General features: G+C 46.9%; 17 protein-coding genes. 11 read left to right on the top strand and 6 right to left on the bottom strand.

Annotated elements, in window-relative coordinates; genetic code table 11:
* Positions 1-67 precede the first annotated feature (67 nt).
* The 6 genes from OP864_RS13955 to OP864_RS16935 all read left to right on the top strand — a co-directional run bounded on the left by OP864_RS13955 (position 68) and on the right by OP864_RS16935 (position 4,649).
* A complete protein-coding gene (locus OP864_RS13955; protein ID WP_002656579.1) occupies positions 68-1,102 on the top strand; it encodes a rod shape-determining protein in 1,035 nt (344 codons plus the stop codon).
* Between the two features lie 104 nt (positions 1,103-1,206).
* The gene (gene mreC, locus OP864_RS13950; RefSeq protein WP_270098767.1) at positions 1,207-2,052 is read left to right on the top strand and encodes a rod shape-determining protein MreC; all 846 of its coding nucleotides are present in this window, start codon (positions 1,207-1,209) and stop codon (positions 2,050-2,052) included.
* Positions 2,042-2,545, top strand: coding sequence for a rod shape-determining protein MreD (locus OP864_RS13945; protein ID WP_270098766.1), 504 nt, complete (start codon positions 2,042-2,044; stop codon positions 2,543-2,545). The genes mreC and OP864_RS13945 overlap by 11 nt, the downstream gene beginning before the upstream one ends.
* Before the next feature lie 319 nt (positions 2,546-2,864).
* Positions 2,865-3,563 (top strand): DUF4230 domain-containing protein, encoded by a 699-nt coding sequence (locus OP864_RS13940; protein WP_270098765.1) that lies wholly within the window; start codon positions 2,865-2,867, stop codon positions 3,561-3,563.
* Between the two features lie 13 nt (positions 3,564-3,576).
* Positions 3,577-3,876, top strand: coding sequence for a rhodanese-like domain-containing protein (locus OP864_RS13935; RefSeq protein ID WP_270098764.1), 300 nt, complete (start codon positions 3,577-3,579; stop codon positions 3,874-3,876).
* A gap of 275 nt (positions 3,877-4,151) precedes the next feature.
* Positions 4,152-4,649: a 30S ribosomal protein S16 gene (locus tag OP864_RS16935; RefSeq protein WP_284701528.1), complete on the top strand. Its 498-nt coding sequence runs from the start codon at positions 4,152-4,154 to the stop codon at positions 4,647-4,649.
* A gap of 58 nt (positions 4,650-4,707) precedes the next feature.
* Here OP864_RS16935 and OP864_RS13925 read toward each other — a convergent pair whose 3' ends face one another.
* The 3 genes from OP864_RS13925 to OP864_RS13915 all read right to left on the bottom strand — a co-directional run bounded on the left by OP864_RS13925 (position 4,708) and on the right by OP864_RS13915 (position 7,299).
* Complete coding sequence (locus tag OP864_RS13925) at positions 4,708-5,721, bottom strand: hypothetical protein (protein WP_270098763.1); 1,014 nt, start codon at positions 5,719-5,721, stop codon at positions 4,708-4,710.
* A gap of 100 nt (positions 5,722-5,821) precedes the next feature.
* Positions 5,822-6,535 carry a hypothetical protein gene (locus tag OP864_RS13920; RefSeq protein ID WP_270098762.1) on the bottom strand — a complete coding sequence of 238 codons (714 nt, stop codon included), beginning with the start codon at positions 6,533-6,535 and terminating at the stop codon, positions 5,822-5,824.
* 35 nt (positions 6,536-6,570) lie between these two features.
* A complete protein-coding gene (locus tag OP864_RS13915; RefSeq protein WP_270098761.1) occupies positions 6,571-7,299 on the bottom strand; it encodes a DUF4412 domain-containing protein in 729 nt (242 codons plus the stop codon).
* A gap of 444 nt (positions 7,300-7,743) precedes the next feature.
* Between OP864_RS13915 and OP864_RS13910 the strand changes: the two genes are divergently transcribed.
* Together OP864_RS13910 and OP864_RS13905 are read left to right on the top strand one after the other, a co-directional pair.
* Positions 7,744-8,394, top strand: a complete 651-nt coding sequence (locus tag OP864_RS13910) for a peroxiredoxin-like family protein (RefSeq protein ID WP_270098760.1) — start codon at positions 7,744-7,746, stop codon at positions 8,392-8,394.
* A gap of 492 nt (positions 8,395-8,886) precedes the next feature.
* Positions 8,887-9,510, top strand: coding sequence for a redoxin domain-containing protein (locus OP864_RS13905; protein ID WP_270098759.1), 624 nt, complete (start codon positions 8,887-8,889; stop codon positions 9,508-9,510).
* A 63-nt stretch (positions 9,511-9,573) separates the two neighbouring features.
* Here OP864_RS13905 and OP864_RS13900 read toward each other — a convergent pair whose 3' ends face one another.
* The 3 genes from OP864_RS13900 to OP864_RS13890 all read right to left on the bottom strand — a co-directional run bounded on the left by OP864_RS13900 (position 9,574) and on the right by OP864_RS13890 (position 12,444).
* Entirely contained in the window at positions 9,574-10,614 is a 1,041-nt protein-coding gene (locus OP864_RS13900; RefSeq protein WP_270098758.1) for a glycosyltransferase family 9 protein, read from the bottom strand.
* Positions 10,615-10,616: 2 nt separating this feature from the next.
* Positions 10,617-11,225: a DUF4254 domain-containing protein gene (locus OP864_RS13895; RefSeq protein WP_015693797.1), complete on the bottom strand. Its 609-nt coding sequence runs from the start codon at positions 11,223-11,225 to the stop codon at positions 10,617-10,619.
* A 235-nt stretch (positions 11,226-11,460) separates the two neighbouring features.
* Positions 11,461-12,444, bottom strand: coding sequence for a potassium channel beta subunit family protein (locus tag OP864_RS13890; RefSeq protein WP_270098757.1), 984 nt, complete (start codon positions 12,442-12,444; stop codon positions 11,461-11,463).
* 113 nt (positions 12,445-12,557) lie between these two features.
* On the opposite strand from OP864_RS13890, the gene rpe reads away from it, so the two are divergent.
* The 3 genes from rpe (at position 12,558) to OP864_RS13875 (ending at position 15,344) form a co-directional block, all read left to right on the top strand.
* On the top strand, positions 12,558-13,223 hold the full coding sequence (rpe, locus tag OP864_RS13885) for a ribulose-phosphate 3-epimerase (RefSeq protein ID WP_270098756.1): 666 nt from the start codon (positions 12,558-12,560) through the stop codon (positions 13,221-13,223).
* 392 nt (positions 13,224-13,615) lie between these two features.
* Entirely contained in the window at positions 13,616-14,554 is a 939-nt protein-coding gene (gene fmt / locus OP864_RS13880; RefSeq protein ID WP_270098755.1) for a methionyl-tRNA formyltransferase, read from the top strand.
* Between the two features lie 49 nt (positions 14,555-14,603).
* A complete protein-coding gene (locus OP864_RS13875; protein WP_270098754.1) occupies positions 14,604-15,344 on the top strand; it encodes a hypothetical protein in 741 nt (246 codons plus the stop codon).
* The last annotated feature ends 15 nt before the right edge of the window (positions 15,345-15,359 follow it).

Below are 15,359 nucleotides of genomic sequence, written 5' to 3'. Positions count from 1 at the left end.
ACCAAAGCCTAAAACGCAAAGCCATTTTGCCCAACCTACTAGCCAAGTATAAAGCTTGCCACTCCTTATGAAAAAATTCTTCAACTTCTTTACCCAAGAGATTGCCATCGACTTGGGGACTGCTAATACACTTATCATCCACAACGATCAGGTAGTTGTAGATGAGCCCTCTATTGTGGCCGTAGACCGCAATACCAATGACGTTATCGCTGTAGGAAAAAAAGCGATGATGATGCACGAAAAAACCCACCAAAAAATTAAGACGATTCGCCCATTGAAAGATGGGGTAATTGCTGATTTTGAGGCGGCTGAACGCATGATTCAGGGTTTGATTGACATGATTCCGAACCGCAGAAAGCTGCTTCGGAGTATGCGCACCGTTATTTGTATTCCTTCGGGCATTACCGAGGTAGAAAAACGGGCCGTATTTGATTCTGCCGAGCATGTGGGTTCTCGCGAAACCTACCTCATTCACGAGCCTATGGCGGCTGCATTGGGGATTGGTTTGGACGTGACGGAGCCGGTTGGAAACATGATTATTGATATTGGGGGCGGAACGACGGAGATTGCCGTAATTGCCTTGGCCGGTATTGTTTGCGACCAATCTATCCGTACTGCTGGAGATGAATTTACCTTTGATATTGTAAACTATATGCGTCGGGAACACAACCTATTGATTGGGGAGCGCACCGCCGAGCAGATTAAGATTCATGTAGGGGCTGCCGAGCAGAACCTAGAGGAGCCGCCTGCAGATTATCCGGTAAATGGCCGAGATTTGATGACGGGGATTCCCAAGCAGATCATGGTTTCGCATAAAGAAATTAGCCGTTGTTTGGATAAATCGGTGGCTAAAATTGAAGAGGCTATTTTGAAGGCCTTGGAGAGTACGCCTCCAGAATTGGCGGCCGATATTTATCGGACGGGCCTATATTTGACGGGAGGTGGCGCCCTTTTGCGCGGCTTGGACAATCGGATTAGTAAGAAGACCAAATTGCCCGTACACATTGCGGAAGACCCCCTACGGGCGGTAGTGCGCGGAACGGGAATTGCCTTGCAGAACATTGCCAAATTCTCCTTCCTCATCTCTCAGAAAAGCCTCTAAAACAGAGCTATAGCCGGGGAGGTATTGTTGTGATACCTTTCTAAAATAAAGCGTGTCGGAGCGGTTAGGCTGGTCCGACACGCCCTATTTATTGCCCAACTATTATGAATAAGTTTAGCCAGCTAATTATTCGTTATCATGGTGTTTTTGCCTTCTTCATTTTGGAGTTGATTGCGCTAAACTTTTACTTTAGCCAAAATGCTACGCCAGAGAAGACCGCCTTTTTGAGTTCTGCCAATCGGCTGGTGGGGGGAATTTTCGATTATCAGAATCGTTGGTCGCGCTATTGGAACCTCTCTGCGGTAAATGATTCTTTGGCCCAAGAAAACGCCCGGCTCAAGATGCAACTGCCTAGCACAACCTTTTCGCATTTGCTCGATTCGGCCACAGTGGGGGCCGAAGACAGTTTATCGGAGCAGCAGTATCATTATTTGGCCGCAACGGTGGTCAATAATAGTGTGCATCAGCAGAAGAACTACCTGACCTTGAACCGAGGCAGCAAGCATGGGGTGCGAAAGAATACGGCGGTTTTGGCCAATACCCAAGAGGGGGTGGTGGGCGTGATTCGGGCCGTTTCTACCCATTATGCTTTGGTCATGTCTATTCTCAATACCGATAGCCGAATTAGCAGCCGAATTGGCCGCAACAACTACCTTGGCGTTTTGCGTTGGGATGGCCAAGATCCTCGCTATATGCAGCTGCACGATATTCCCAAACATTTGGGCCTGCAAAAAGGCGATAGCGTATTGACCAGCGGCTTTTCTACGGTTTTTCCCAAAGATATTTTCTTGGGCAAAATTGATAGTTTTTATATAGAGCCAGGCAGTAATTTTTACAATATTTCGGTGCAGTTGGTCAATGATTTGGGCCAGGCGGATAAGGTATATATTGTAGACAATATTCTGAGAGACGAACAACTTGAATTAGAAGCTTCTATCCATGAGCAATAACCTTTTTGGCATCAATATTTTCCGCTTTATCTTTGTTTTGTTGTTGCAGGGTCTGCTCTTCAAATATGTAGATTTTAAGCTGATTGATATTTACATTCATCCGCTTTTTGTGCTCTTGCTGCCCCTAGAAATCCCTATGGTTTTGGCCCTGATTTTGGCCTTTGCCCTAGGCTTGGGCGTCGATACTTTTCTCAATAGTTTTGGCTTGCATGCGGCCGTTATGGTGGCCTTGGCCTTTTTACGCCCCCTCATTTGCGCTATCATAGAGCCTATTTCGGGCTATGAGCCAGGCCAACTGCTAAGCAAAGAGAGCTTGGGCCGCAGCTGGATTATCCGTTATACCGCCCTGATGATGGGCGCCTACATGATTATGGCCACCCTACTAGAAGACCTGAGCTTCAGTTGGTTGTGGCTAGCTCGTTGTATCCTGAGCTTTATCATTTCCTCTCTTTTTGTGCTGCTCTATCAGTTTATTTTTAAAATTAGGGTCTAATTTTTTTGGGGCCTGCCGCCTTTGGCGGCCGGGCCCTTGCGGGGCTCGCAGGTCTGCTCGGCCCTTCAGGCTTCACTTCGTTTCGCCTTCGGTCTGGCCTGCGGCCACCCCTTCAGGCCCCTAGGCCGATGCTGTAGGTAGACACCTACAGCAAGAGGGGTATTGCTTCGCAATAATATATGAATGAGGGTCGAACCCCTCATAATTTTGGCTATAGCCGTTGCTGCCCTCCTCTAGGTCCAACTTAAAAGCGCTTATTTCAAGAAAAATATTAAAATAAAAGCTTAGTTTTAATCAACTCACCAAAGCTTTTATTGTTATGCGTTTTTTCGATTATCTTCTTTTTATGTTTTTAGGAGCATTAGGTGGAGCCGCAGGCTACCACTTTTTTATTTTGGGCCAAAATTTGGAGAAAAAAGACCCCATGCCTCAGGCTAAGCAACAAATTTTGCTAGAACGCATTAAAGAAGTAGCCAAGTTAGTGACCGTAGAGGGCGAATTCTCTAATCTGCATGAGTATAATAATTTTTATGCCTACGATATCAGTCCCTTACGCAAAAAAGCCTTGGTCAAAGTGAAGGCCAAAGTAGCCGTGGGCTACGACCTCAGTCAGTTAGATTGGGAAGTAGATGAGGTCCAAAAAATTGTTCGGGTACGCAACCTTCCCGAGCCCCAGATCTTATCTATAGACCACGACTTAGAGTATTACGACATCCAAGAAGGGGTATTTAATGCCTTTAATGAAGATGAATTGACGAGCATCAATGTGGTTGTTAAGAAAATGCTCCGAGAAGAGGCCCAAGAAAGTGAGCTGATGGGCAAAGCCCGCAGAGAAGGGCTACGCAATTTGGGCCTAATCAAACTATTGGTAGAGCAAAATGGCTGGACCTTTGAGGCCCTTCGGGCCCCTCAAAAAAATATAGAAGAACAGCAGATCGCCCCCCCTTCTGCCGATTCAATGATTAAAATTAAAATTCCTCCCCTCTCTGAGCCCAAGGGCAGTAAAGGCTCAGATTAAAATCTCCTCCCCCATGATGAATAGTATTCAGCAAATTGATTTACGGACCTTAAAAAAGTGGCAGGCCCAAAATAAGGACTTTATCCTAGTGGATGTTCGAGAGCCACACGAACATGAAGACTTTAATATTGGTGGGCAGCTCGTCCCTTTATCTGATTTGGGACCTTTTATAGAAAGAGTGCCAAAAAATAGCTGTTTGGTCCTTTATTGCCGCAAAGGGCTGCGCAGCCAACTGGCCATACAAAGAATTAGTCGGCAGCGCAAAGATTTAGATTGCTACAACCTCATTGGGGGCATCTACGAGCTGATGTAGGTCCAGAAAAGCGGGCTTTGCCCGCTTTGGCTGAGGGATAGTAGGGGGTGGCCGCAGGCCAGACCAAAGGCGAAACGAAGTGGAGCCTGAAGGGCCGAGCGAACAGCGAGCCCCCGCATAGCCCGACCCGGCCAAAGGCCGGGGCAGCCCCAAAAAAAGAAAAAGAAAAGGGTAAAAACTCGGAAAAGAATGTATCTTTGTGCTTTCGTAAAGCCCCACCGCTTGTTCAGCAAGTTCAGTGGGGGATCAAAATCACAGGCTTAAATTTTACAGACATGCCCGTAAAGATTCGTTTGCAACGCAAAGGACGCAAAAAAGCGCCTTTTTATCACATCGTTATTGCTGACTCTCGTGCTCCCCGTGACGGTAAGTACATTGAGCGCATTGGTACTTACAACCCATTGACTGTACCTGCTACAATCAATGTGGACCGTGATGCCGCTTTTGACTGGTTGATGAAAGGTGCACAACCTACCGACACTGTTCGTGCCATTTTGAAATTCAAAGGTGTATTCTACAAGAAGCATCTTCAGCGTGGTGTAGCCAAAGGTGCTCTTACTCAAGAGCAGGCTGATGCTAAACTAGCGCAATGGATTGAAGGTAAAGAAGCTGTGGTAGAGTCTCGTCGTGAGCAAACCAAGCAGCGTCTAGAAAAGCAACGTCAGATGATTTTTGGAACTCCTCCTGCCAAGCCTGAGCCTAAGGTAGAGGAAGCTCCTGAATCCACTGAGGTTGAAGCTTCTACAGAAGAAGGAACTGATGCAGAAGCCTAAGTCATTTTGACTTAAACGGACAAAGGGGATAAGCTTTAGGCTTATCCCCTTTTTTTTGTTAGTATTCAATTCGGCTGGGTAAAATCGGGTTATTTTCGTTTTGGGAGGTTTCTTCTTTCAGGGCGTTGCTAGCGTCTACTCGCCAGCCATTTTCGAAGCTGAGGTTATAGAGAACTTGGAGGTTTTCGCCATGTTGGGGTTCGGTATACCAGTTTCTTTTTTGGCGTTCCATGCTGCGGATCACATCAAAGAGGGCCAATTTAATTTTCATGATGGCTTTGCGATCAATATCATAAGCTCTTCGGCCGTTAATTTTTTCTTGGGTGCGCCATTCGAGATAAGCGATATCGGAGGCGAGGCGGCGGAGTTCGTCTTCTTTTTTCATATTGAAGCCGCCTTCTCCTTGCCAGGCCAGGTTTTCGGGATAGGCCATGCAATTGCTTAGGGCTTGGGCGGCATCGGCCACTACCCCACCCATTTGGGCCTGTTGGCCAAAGGGCTGTTCAAAGCGTTGGGTCACATAATTGAGGATGGCCCGATAGCGGCGATTGACACGGCGGTTCATGGGGTCTAGCCAGGGGGCTTCGGCCTGGGCTTCATAGCGATAATTGGCCCAAGCAAAATAGAGCGTTTGCCAATCTTCTTGTCCTTGGCCGGGCAGTTTTTCTTTTTTGAGCAGAAGCTGAGCATCTTCAAATTTGCCTTTTTTCAGCAACTTTTCAAGTTGGTCCAATAGCTTTTTTCGGGGGCTCCCATTGAGTTTATCGTTTAGCGTTTGGGCATAGGAAACAAAAGCTTGCATTTGCTCCTGATAATCGCTAATAATGTAGGCTTCTGGGTCTTTTCTTTTTTTCAAGACTCGTTCATCTTGGGCCAATTGGCAGCCTCCATAAATGGCCTTGAGCGTTTGCTCTAATTCGGGTTCAACTTCGGCGGGACTATCATCTGGTGTACAAATTGGGAATCCCCCATTGAAGCGTTGGGGCTGGGCCCATAGGCTGAGCGAGCAGCCCAGACATAAGAGGAAAAAACTAAGGTGGCGAACTAGCATAAGTAATAATTGGTTAAGCACTTTTTTGAGGGAGCGGGACAAAATAAGCCGCTTGGCTCAAAATAAAAAATTACCCCTAAGCCCAGCCTAGAGGTAATTATAAAATTAAGCGATAAAAACATTATCCGCCAATAGCGGGAGAGGTTTGCTGCAATTCTTCGCTTGTTTTTTCGGTATAACCCTCGGGGATAACCAAATCAAAATTGCTGCTTACAGGCGTAGACTTGTCCACTTCTGTGGCTAGCATAGAAAACTTACCATCGGGGCTATCTACCTCGATACCGAGGGGAAAACCGCCTAGTTTTTCGCTCACTTCGTTCATAAAAGAAACGGCGCTCACATCAATTTTGTCGGTCAAATAAATGGCCACTTTGGTTGTGGGATCTTTGGGGTTATTGGCAAACACCTTACGGCATTTGTAGCCCGCAATTTCTTTCTCCCCTCCTTTTACCTCTTTAAACTGAGTGGTAATTTCATCCAAATTGGTCATTTCCTTTTGGGCCTTCTTCACATCTTCCGAAGGGATTTTCATGGCTGTTTTTTCGCCCATCATCTGGATAAGCGCCAAGCCTTTGCTGTCCCCACTATTCATAATGAGGTCGCCCATGATTAGGCCGCCCATAACTGCCCCCGTTGCGCGGAGGTCGCCCTTGAGGAAAACCAACTTGAGCGTAGAATTATTGACCATGGCCACATTGGGGTCCTTGCTCTCTTCTACATTAAGGGTGTAGGTAATGCTCCCTTTGTTCATTTTCTTAGAACGAAATAGCTGCGCTTGGGTAGAAGGAAGGGCAAAAACAACCGCAAAGAGCAGGAATAAAACTGAATTTCTCATAGAATGGAGTATAAAATGGTAGTAAAATATCTGTTTTAGAGGCCAAAACCACCGCCTAAGCCTTGCATTCCGCCCAGCTCTTCTAGGGTTGTTTTTTCATAGCCTTCTGGAATGCTTTTGTCAAAAACCTCGGCTTTTGGGGGTTTGTTAGAAATCTCATCGGCCTCAAAAACTAACTTCATTCCTCCTTGGCTAATTTCGTACCGAAGTGGAAAACCTTCCAAACCAGGTAGCTGCTCCTGAATCTGACTTTGCCCTACAGGCTGAATCTTTTTGGTCACATACATGGTCAAAGTCTCCGAAACGCCAGGCATTTGGACCTCCACCTTATGGCATTTATAGCCCGCAATTTTTTTCCGCTTGCGCTTATAATACTTAAATGTAGGCTGGCTAGCGGCCGCATTGCTCTTTTGCTTGGCCTTGAGCTCCTCCATTTGCTCTTTGCTGAGCTCTACCGCCATGTTTTTGCCCATCATCGGTATCGACATCAACATCAGCCCCTCTTGCGCCTCATTGTCCATAATGATATTCATGTTCATCATGCCGTTCATCATGTTGATCGAGGTCTTCACCTGGCTGCCCAAAAAATAAACCTTCATCTCCGAGCCATTCAGCATCCCCGCCATAGGGTTCTCTTCTCCCCCAGCCATGTTCATCGTATACTTAATATAGCCCTCCTCCATCTTCTTTTGGGCCATCAAGCTCGTGCTGCCCAAAGCAAGGAAAAAAATAAGACTAAAAATAGCTAATTGCGCTTTTCGCATGAATAATTCTGTTTTCTATTTGAGCCCAAGGCTCTATTGGTTTGATAAAATAGTGATTACTTTTTTTTGGGGCTGCCCACTCGCTTCGCTCGGGTCGGGCTGTGTCGCAGCTCGCAGGCCTGCTCGGCCCTTCGTTTTTTTCGCTACGCTCAAAAAACTCGGTCTGGCCTTCGGCCACTGCTGTCCATCCCTCAGCCTGCGGCGGCTTCGCCGCCTGTCCTACCCAAAATAGACCACCTCAAGATACAGCCAAAATTGGCTATTTGTTCAATGACAGAACAATTTATTGGCTGGACCGCTGATTTTTAGGCTTTTATCACAAATTTAATTTTTTTTGACAAAAAAAGAGCTTACCTTTGTGACCCAAATCACATAAGGCACAATCTAGGACGACCAATTCCAACGGACTTTTATTTTAAAACAAGTAAATTTTACGCATTTAGCATGATTTCTTTAATGCTCTTATTTTTTGCATTCTTTGCAGAAGTCCCTACAGAAGTCCCCACACAAGATAGTCTCCGCCTACAAGAAGGCGAAAAAGCCCCCCTCTTTAAAACTGAAGACGTCTATGGCGAGCTAATTAAACTTAAGAAAATTCTAAAGTCTAATGAAAAAACATTGCTCGTTTTTATGCGCCACGCCTGGTGCCCCGTCTGCAATCTTCGATCTCACGAATTGATCGATAATTACAAAAATTTACAGGCGGCTGGCTATGAGGTCGTCGTCGTTTATGAATCGCCCCAAGAACAGTTGATTCGCTATGTAGAAGACCACGAACTTCCCTTTAAAGTCATTGCCGATCCCCAGGCCCTTCTTTATAAGGAATATAAGGTAGAACGCAATGCCGAAAAACTAAAAGCCTCTTTAGGCCGTAAAGAAACTTTGGCCCATATCGAAAAGGGCAAAAAAATGTACAAAAAAGAGTTTAAGTCTTATATGGCCAAAGGAGAAAGCGTAGACGCCCTCATTCCCGCCGATTTCGTCTTAGACAAAAAAGGAAGAATCCTTAAGGCTTATTATGGCGACTACCTAGACGACCATCTGCCCTTAAACACACTACTAGAACAATCTTTTCAAGATACTAATTCCCATTAGTCGATCTCCCCTCTAAATATTCTTAGGTACTCAACCTGCAAAATGTTTAGAAGAACCAAGTCCAACCAGCTCCCCCTAAGAGCTGGTTCTTTTTTGGCCCTAAAAGGAGCGAAGCGACGCGGCTGAGGGATGGTAGGGGGTGGCCCAAGGCCAGACCGAGCTTTTTTGAGCAAAGCGAAAAAAAGCGATGGGCCGAGCGAGCAGCGAGCCCCCGAACAGCCCGACCCGCCCAAGAACTCATGAGGGTTTTAACCCTCATTTTGTATAAGTTCGCAAAGCGATACCGCTTTGCGCTGGCTTTCAAGCCGGCGGAAGGGGCAGCCCCAAAAAAATCACTAAAAAATGTGACCCTCCTGTGACTTTGGTATCTATAGAACAGTAAATTTCAGACCACCTTAGTAATGAGTTAACAAACAATTAAATAGCCCATTCCATTATTATTGAAGACACTAATATAATCTTTCATAAATCTTTAATTGATAAGAACAAGTAATGAACAACCTAATTTTAATGCTAACTGGATTTTTTCTTTTTGCTCAACAAGCTCCCCTTTCAGACCGACTACATTCTGGTGATGAAGCTCCCCTTTTCAACACCACTGAAGTAAGAGGCGAAAAGCTAAAATTGCGCAAATTGCTCAAAGAGCAAGAGCGTGTTCTGTTGGTTTTTATGCGTCACGCTTGGTGCCCCGTTTGCAACCTTCGTTCGCATGAATTGATGGAGCGCTACGAAGAGCTCAAAGCCGCTAATTATGAGGTGGTCGTCGTTTATGAATCGCCTCAGGAGCAGCTCATTCGCTATGTAGAAGACCACGAACTGCCCTTTAAAGTAGTGGCCGACCCCTCTGGAGAATTGTACCGCTCTTATAAGATAGAACGCAACCCCGATAAATTGAAGGCGGCCATGCAAGATGAAAAAACCTTGGCCCATATTGAAAAGGGCAAAAAGAGCTATAAAAAAGACTTTAGAAGTTATATGGCCAAAGGAGAAAAGCCCGATGCTTTGATTCCCGCCGACTTTGTTTTGGACCATAAAGGCAATATTTTGCAGGCCTATTATGGCAAAACGCTAGACGACCATTTGCCGCTAGAAGAGCTCATTGGCGCCGAAAAATAAGTTGTTTTCCTTGATTTTACCCCTAAGAAAAAAACCTAATCGCAAGAAGCGATTAGGTTTTTTTTATGCCTGCAAAAGCGGCAGTAATTTATCGACAATTTGTTGGGGAGAAATGCTGGCCATAGCATTTTCATAGCCCTTAAACATTTTGCTGCCATTTCTGGAGCTGGGCAGCATAGGAAACTGCTCATAATCAGGTAGAAGGGCATGCGCCAAGGGTTGGCGCCAGGGGTAAAAACCAAAAGCGGGATGGCTAGCGCCCCAAAGGGAAACAATGGGCTTTTCGAAAAAGGCGGCCATATGCATATTGGAAGAATCCATGGCCAAAAAGGCCGTTAATTGGCTCATGAGGGCTAATTCATCGGAGAGGGGAAGTTGGCCAGCGACAATATGCAACTGTTTAGATTGGGCAATAGGCCATTGGCTAAACTCCTGCCCTTCTGAAGGTCCACCAAACAAATAGATTTGCAAATTTGGGCAGGCGGCCAGCAAAGCTTCTAGACTTTGCTGCATAAGGTCTAAAGGATAAGTTTTACCAGCATAGCGGGCCTTGGGCGCCACCCCCAATTTGGGTCCTTGGGGGGTTAAAAAAGGGGCCAAAGCGGTGCTTCCCTCAAAAATGGGGGGAGCGAGCTTGGCTGATAAATCGATGGGAAAACCCAATTTCGCCAAGACATCGGCATAGCGCAGATGATGCGAGCGCAAATACTGAATATTTTTATGGGCTTTGGGTGCTGCTAATTGTTTTTTGGCCCCTCTTTCCTTCTGCATTTTGGCCAAGGGAATGCCCCAAGACCAAGAGAGCAGTGGGCCAAGGACCTGTGTGCGCAACACATTGTGCATATCGGCAATGGCTAGCGGTTTGGGTCCTTTTTGCAATTCTTTAGACAAGCGCCAAATCCCGCCCAAGCCCTGATAATCTTTCTCCAGATCAATGCCGACAAACTCTAGGCGATCGATGGGAGCAAAAAAGGGGGCAAAGGCGGGTCTAGACAATAGCCGAAAGCGCAAATCGGGATATTGGGCCAGGGCTTGTCGCAAAACGGGTTGCAACATGGCCACATCTCCCATAGCCGAGAAGCGCAGGAGCAAAATTTCTTTCAAAATTAGGCCTTTTTCTGGTAGAGCACAGGGTTGAGCTGTGGATCGTTATACATTTTCATTTGGCGGTAGACCTTCATTTGTTTTTCGCCTTGGGCCAATTCTTCTAATAGCTGATCGATAGCGGTAGAGAGATCTTCTCTTTGTTCGAGCAGGATGGCTAATTTTTGCTTACAGCGAGCTTGCTGGTCTATAGGCGTATCTACTCGCTCGGCTTCGATAGCCATGTGGTAGATTTTTAGGGCCAAAATAGACAGGCGATCGATGGCCCAAGCGGGACTTTCGGTATTTAGGCGATTGCTTTTGGCGGGCACCGCTGCAAATTTGGCCAAGAAATAATCATCAATGCGTTCTACGGTATCGGTGCGCTCTTGATTAAGGGCATCGATACGGCGTTTGTAGCTCAGGGCCAAACTGGGCTCAATTTCAGGCTCGCGAATAAGGTCCTCTACATGCCACTGAACGCTATCGATCCAGTTTTTTTGGTAGAGTAAATAGTCGATAGTATCGGTAGCATAGGGGTTTTTTCCTTCTTGGTCCACTTGGTCCAAAACATGGTAAAAAGCGACCACCTCATCAAAGATTTTGTTGGCTGACTGACTGAATGATGACATATATTGTAGTATTTATTTCCTAGAATGATCGCAAAGATAATGAACTCCCGCAAAAAGGAGGGCCTAATCTAGTTTTTTAGGTTTAGCAGGGGGCTTCGCCCCCGCAGGCTGAGGGATAGTAGGCAGTGGCCGCAGGCCAGACCGAAGCGCGCAGCGCTGAAGGGCCGAGCGAATAGCGAGCTGCCGCATAGCCCGACCCGAGCGCAGCGAGGGGCAGCCCCAAATCAGCTAGATTTTAGAACATAGGAAACTCAGGTTGATTGCCTAAGATCGCTTCAATTTGGCTGTTTAGGTCTTCGGTAAATTGAGGCAAAAGCTCCAAGGCGGTCAAGGTTTCGGCTAAATGATGTGGCTTAGAAGCCCCTAAAATAACGGTACTCACATTGGGGTTCTTGGCGCACCAGGCCACGGCCAATTTGGCCACAGAGGTCCCTAATTGATCGGCTAGTTTTTGGAGTTCACGCACCTTATCCAAGCGTTCGGGCGTTAGTGAGCGCTCCTTGAGCCACTCCATGCCCTGCAAGCTCAGGCGGGTATTATCGGGAAACTCCTTGAGGTATTTATCGGTCAAAACGCCAGAGGCCAAAGGCGACCAAATGGTGGTGCCCAGCCCCACTGTTTTATAAATTTGGGCATATTCTACCTCCACTTTTTCTCTATGAAACATATTGTATTGTGGCTGCTCCATAGTTGGGCCAATCAGGCGATAATCTTTGGCCACCATATGGGCTTCCATGATTTCTTGGGCCGACCATTCTGAGGTTCCCCAATACAAAATTTTGCCCTGTTGGATCAGCGTATTCATGGCCAAAACGGTCTCTTCAATGGGCGTTTCTTTATCTGGACGATGGCAGTAAAAGAGGTCCAAATAATCAACCTGCAAGCGCTTCAGGGCGGCCTCACAGGCTTCTACCAAATGCTTGCGGCTTAGGCCTCTTTCATTGGGCAATTTGTTGCCATCGCCAAAAAAGGCTTTGCTAGAGACCAAATAGGAAGAGCGGCGCCAGCCCATTTTCTTCAAAATATTGCCCATCACAATCTCCGATTGCCCATTGGCGTAAATTTCGGCATTATCAAAAAAGTTGACGCCCTGTTCATAGGCCATTTTCATCAACTCTTCGGCGACATCATCCCCAATTTGGTTCCCAAAAGTAAGCCATGAGCCCAAAGAGAGTGCACTAACTTGCAAACCCGATTTTCCTAATCTGCGATATTCCATTTGTGGTTGTGTTGATTACATTAAAATAAAATCAAAAAACAGGGCGGGCCCAATCTTGTTTTAAAAAGCCGTACCTTTGCCCCATTCTTAGACCTAAATTAGGAATTTTACGCATGAAACACCTTATCGCCCCCTCTGTTTTGGCTTGCGACTTTGCTCGCCTGCCCGAAGAAATTGCCCTGCTCAACGAGTCTGTAGCCGATTGGATCCATCTGGATGTCATGGATGGTCGCTTTGTTCCCAACCTCACTTTCGGCATGCCCTTGGTCGAGGCCATCAACCGCCTAACGGATAAAACCTTGGATGTACACCTGATGATGTTGGAGCCCGAGCGCTATGTGGAGGCCTTCCAAAAGGCTGGAGCCGATTGGATTTCAGTGCATTATGAGGCCTGTCCTCATCTTCATCGCAACCTTCAGCAGATTAAGGCTACTGGCGCCAAAGCTGGGGTGGCCATCAATCCACATACGCCCGTCGAGGCCCTTTTTCCCGTACTAGAAGAAATTGATTTGGTCATTATTATGTCGGTTAATCCGGGTTTTGGCGGCCAAAAGTTTATCTACCACAGCATCGAGAAAATCAAAAAACTCAAGGAGGAAATTACGATCCGCAACCTGCCCACCCTAATCGAGGTAGATGGCGGCGTAGGCATGCAAAATGCCCAGGTTCTCTTGCAAGCTGGGGCCGATGTATTGGTGGCGGGCAGCGCCGTTTTCAAAGCGCCAGATCCTAAAAAAGCCATTCAGCAGCTTAAAAATATTGGCGGTTTAGCCCTTTAGGTTGATTTTTGGGGCCTCCCGCCTTCGGCGGGCGCTACGTTTACTCCCTATGGTCGTCGAACTGCAACCTAAAGGTTTTGTTGTCGTTCCACAGCTCGCTGTTGTTTTGGGGCCTCCGCTGCGGCTTCGCCTTGCGGCGCTACGTTTCGGGGCTCGCAGGTCTGCTCGGCCCTGCAGCCGCCCTTGGCGGCTTTGGTCTGGCGCTTCGCGCCCCCCCTGCACATCGCTAGGCCGAGGCTGTAGGTGGAAACCTACAGCAAAAGCGGTATTGCTTCGCAATGAGCTATAACATGAGGGTTCAAACCCTCATGAAATTAACTTCTCCGCCATCCTTGATTAAAGGAGAGCAGCCGCCCCCTATTCTCTAATTCTTCAATTTGATTCTTTAGTTTATGCGCATTATATTCATGGGCACCCCCGATTTTGCAGTTCCTAGCCTACAAGCCTTAGTTGAAGCCCCCGATTTGGAGGTAGTTGCCGTTGTGACGAGCACCGATAAATGGGGCGGCAGAGGCAATAAAACCCTGCTGCAATCGGCGGTGAAGAAATACGCCCAAAGCCAAAATATTCCCGTCCTACAACCCGAAAAATTCAGAAATCCCGACTTTCTGGAGGAGCTCCGCAGCTATAAGGCGGACCTACAAGTAGTGGTCGCCTTTAAGATGTTGCCCAAAATGGTTTGGGATATGCCTAAATTGGGAAGTATGAACCTACATGGTTCTCTTTTGCCCAAATACAGAGGGGCCGCCCCCCTCAACTGGGCCGTGATTAACGGAGAAAAAGAAACGGGTCTGACTACCTTTTTGCTCCAACATGAAATTGATACTGGAGAACTGTTGTTACAATATAAGACCCCTATTGGTCCAGCCGAAACCGTAGGCGAGCTACACGACCGCCTAATGATTGCTGGGGGCGATTTGGTGCTGCGCTCGGTCCGCCTCCTCAAAACTGGCGATTATCAAACGCAGCCGCAGGCAGAGACAGAAGTTTGTCATGCGCCCAAAATCTTTCATCAAGATTGCCAGATTAACTTTCAGCAAGGGCCCCAAAAAGTCTTTGACTTTATTCGTGGCCTTAGCCCCTACCCTGTTGCATGGACCAAAGTGGGGGGCAAAAAACTTAAGATTTACCGCAGTCAAATCATCTTTGCAGAACAAAATGCTAGCCCTGGCAGCATCTGGACCGATGGCAAGAAGTTTTTGCGGATTGCCGCCCAAGGCGCTTGGCTCGATATTTTAGAGCTGCAAGCCGAAAAACGCAAACGCATGGATGTGCAAACCTTCCTCAATGGGCAGGAACTGAGCGCTAGCAAAGTCGATGAGCTCGACTAAAGTTCGCTTTGCGCCCAATCATTGATTTGAACGCATAAAAAAAAGCAATATGTCAAAAACAATACTTTGGACCGCTACGGGCCTGCTTACGGTAGGCCTTAGCATCCTCTTTATTCGACCTGATTTTTTGGGCATGGCCCAAGAAACGGCCCCTCTAGCCGAAACGACCGTTAGTCAACAGCTCAATGAAAATCGAGGAGGAGAAAAAAAGCGAGATGCCGATTATGTAGATCCTCGGCGGCCCAGCTTGCGCAAAACCGACTTGGAGGCAGAGCGCCAAGATGATGGCAGTATTGTGATGTATGCCGATGGCTATGAAGAGGATGATTTTTCCGCTTTTGAAGAGCCTGAAAATATGTTTGAGATTCAAGGTGGAGCGGCCCAGCAATCGGCGGGTGGACTTTGGGATATTTTTCTGGAACTAGATTTTGATTTGGGGCTGGACCAAAGTTTGGAAGAAGTGATTATGCAACCGCTGTTTACCAAAGCCATTCGGGCCTATGACCAACAGATTATAGAAATAGAGGGCTTTATTATTCCGCATGATATTGTGGCCCAAGCTATGGGCCCTGGAGATGATGGGACGATGTTTATGCTTTCGGCCTTTCCCACCGCCAGTTGTTTCTTTTGCAAGGGGGCTGGACCAGAATCTGTGATGGAGGTTTATCCAAAATCGCCTATTCCTTACAGTCAGGGCAAGGTTAAAATTCGGGGGCGCTTAGAACTGAATGAATTTGACTTCTTAAAAATGGCCTATTTGCTGCGAGATGCGGAAATTGTCCGAGAATAAGTAAAAATGGCTGTC

Origin of the sequence: Saprospira grandis (genome assembly GCF_027594745.1) — a bacterium.
Lineage (GTDB): Bacteria > Bacteroidota > Bacteroidia > Chitinophagales > Saprospiraceae > Saprospira > Saprospira grandis.
This window is presented reverse-complemented; position numbering and strand designations above follow the sequence as displayed.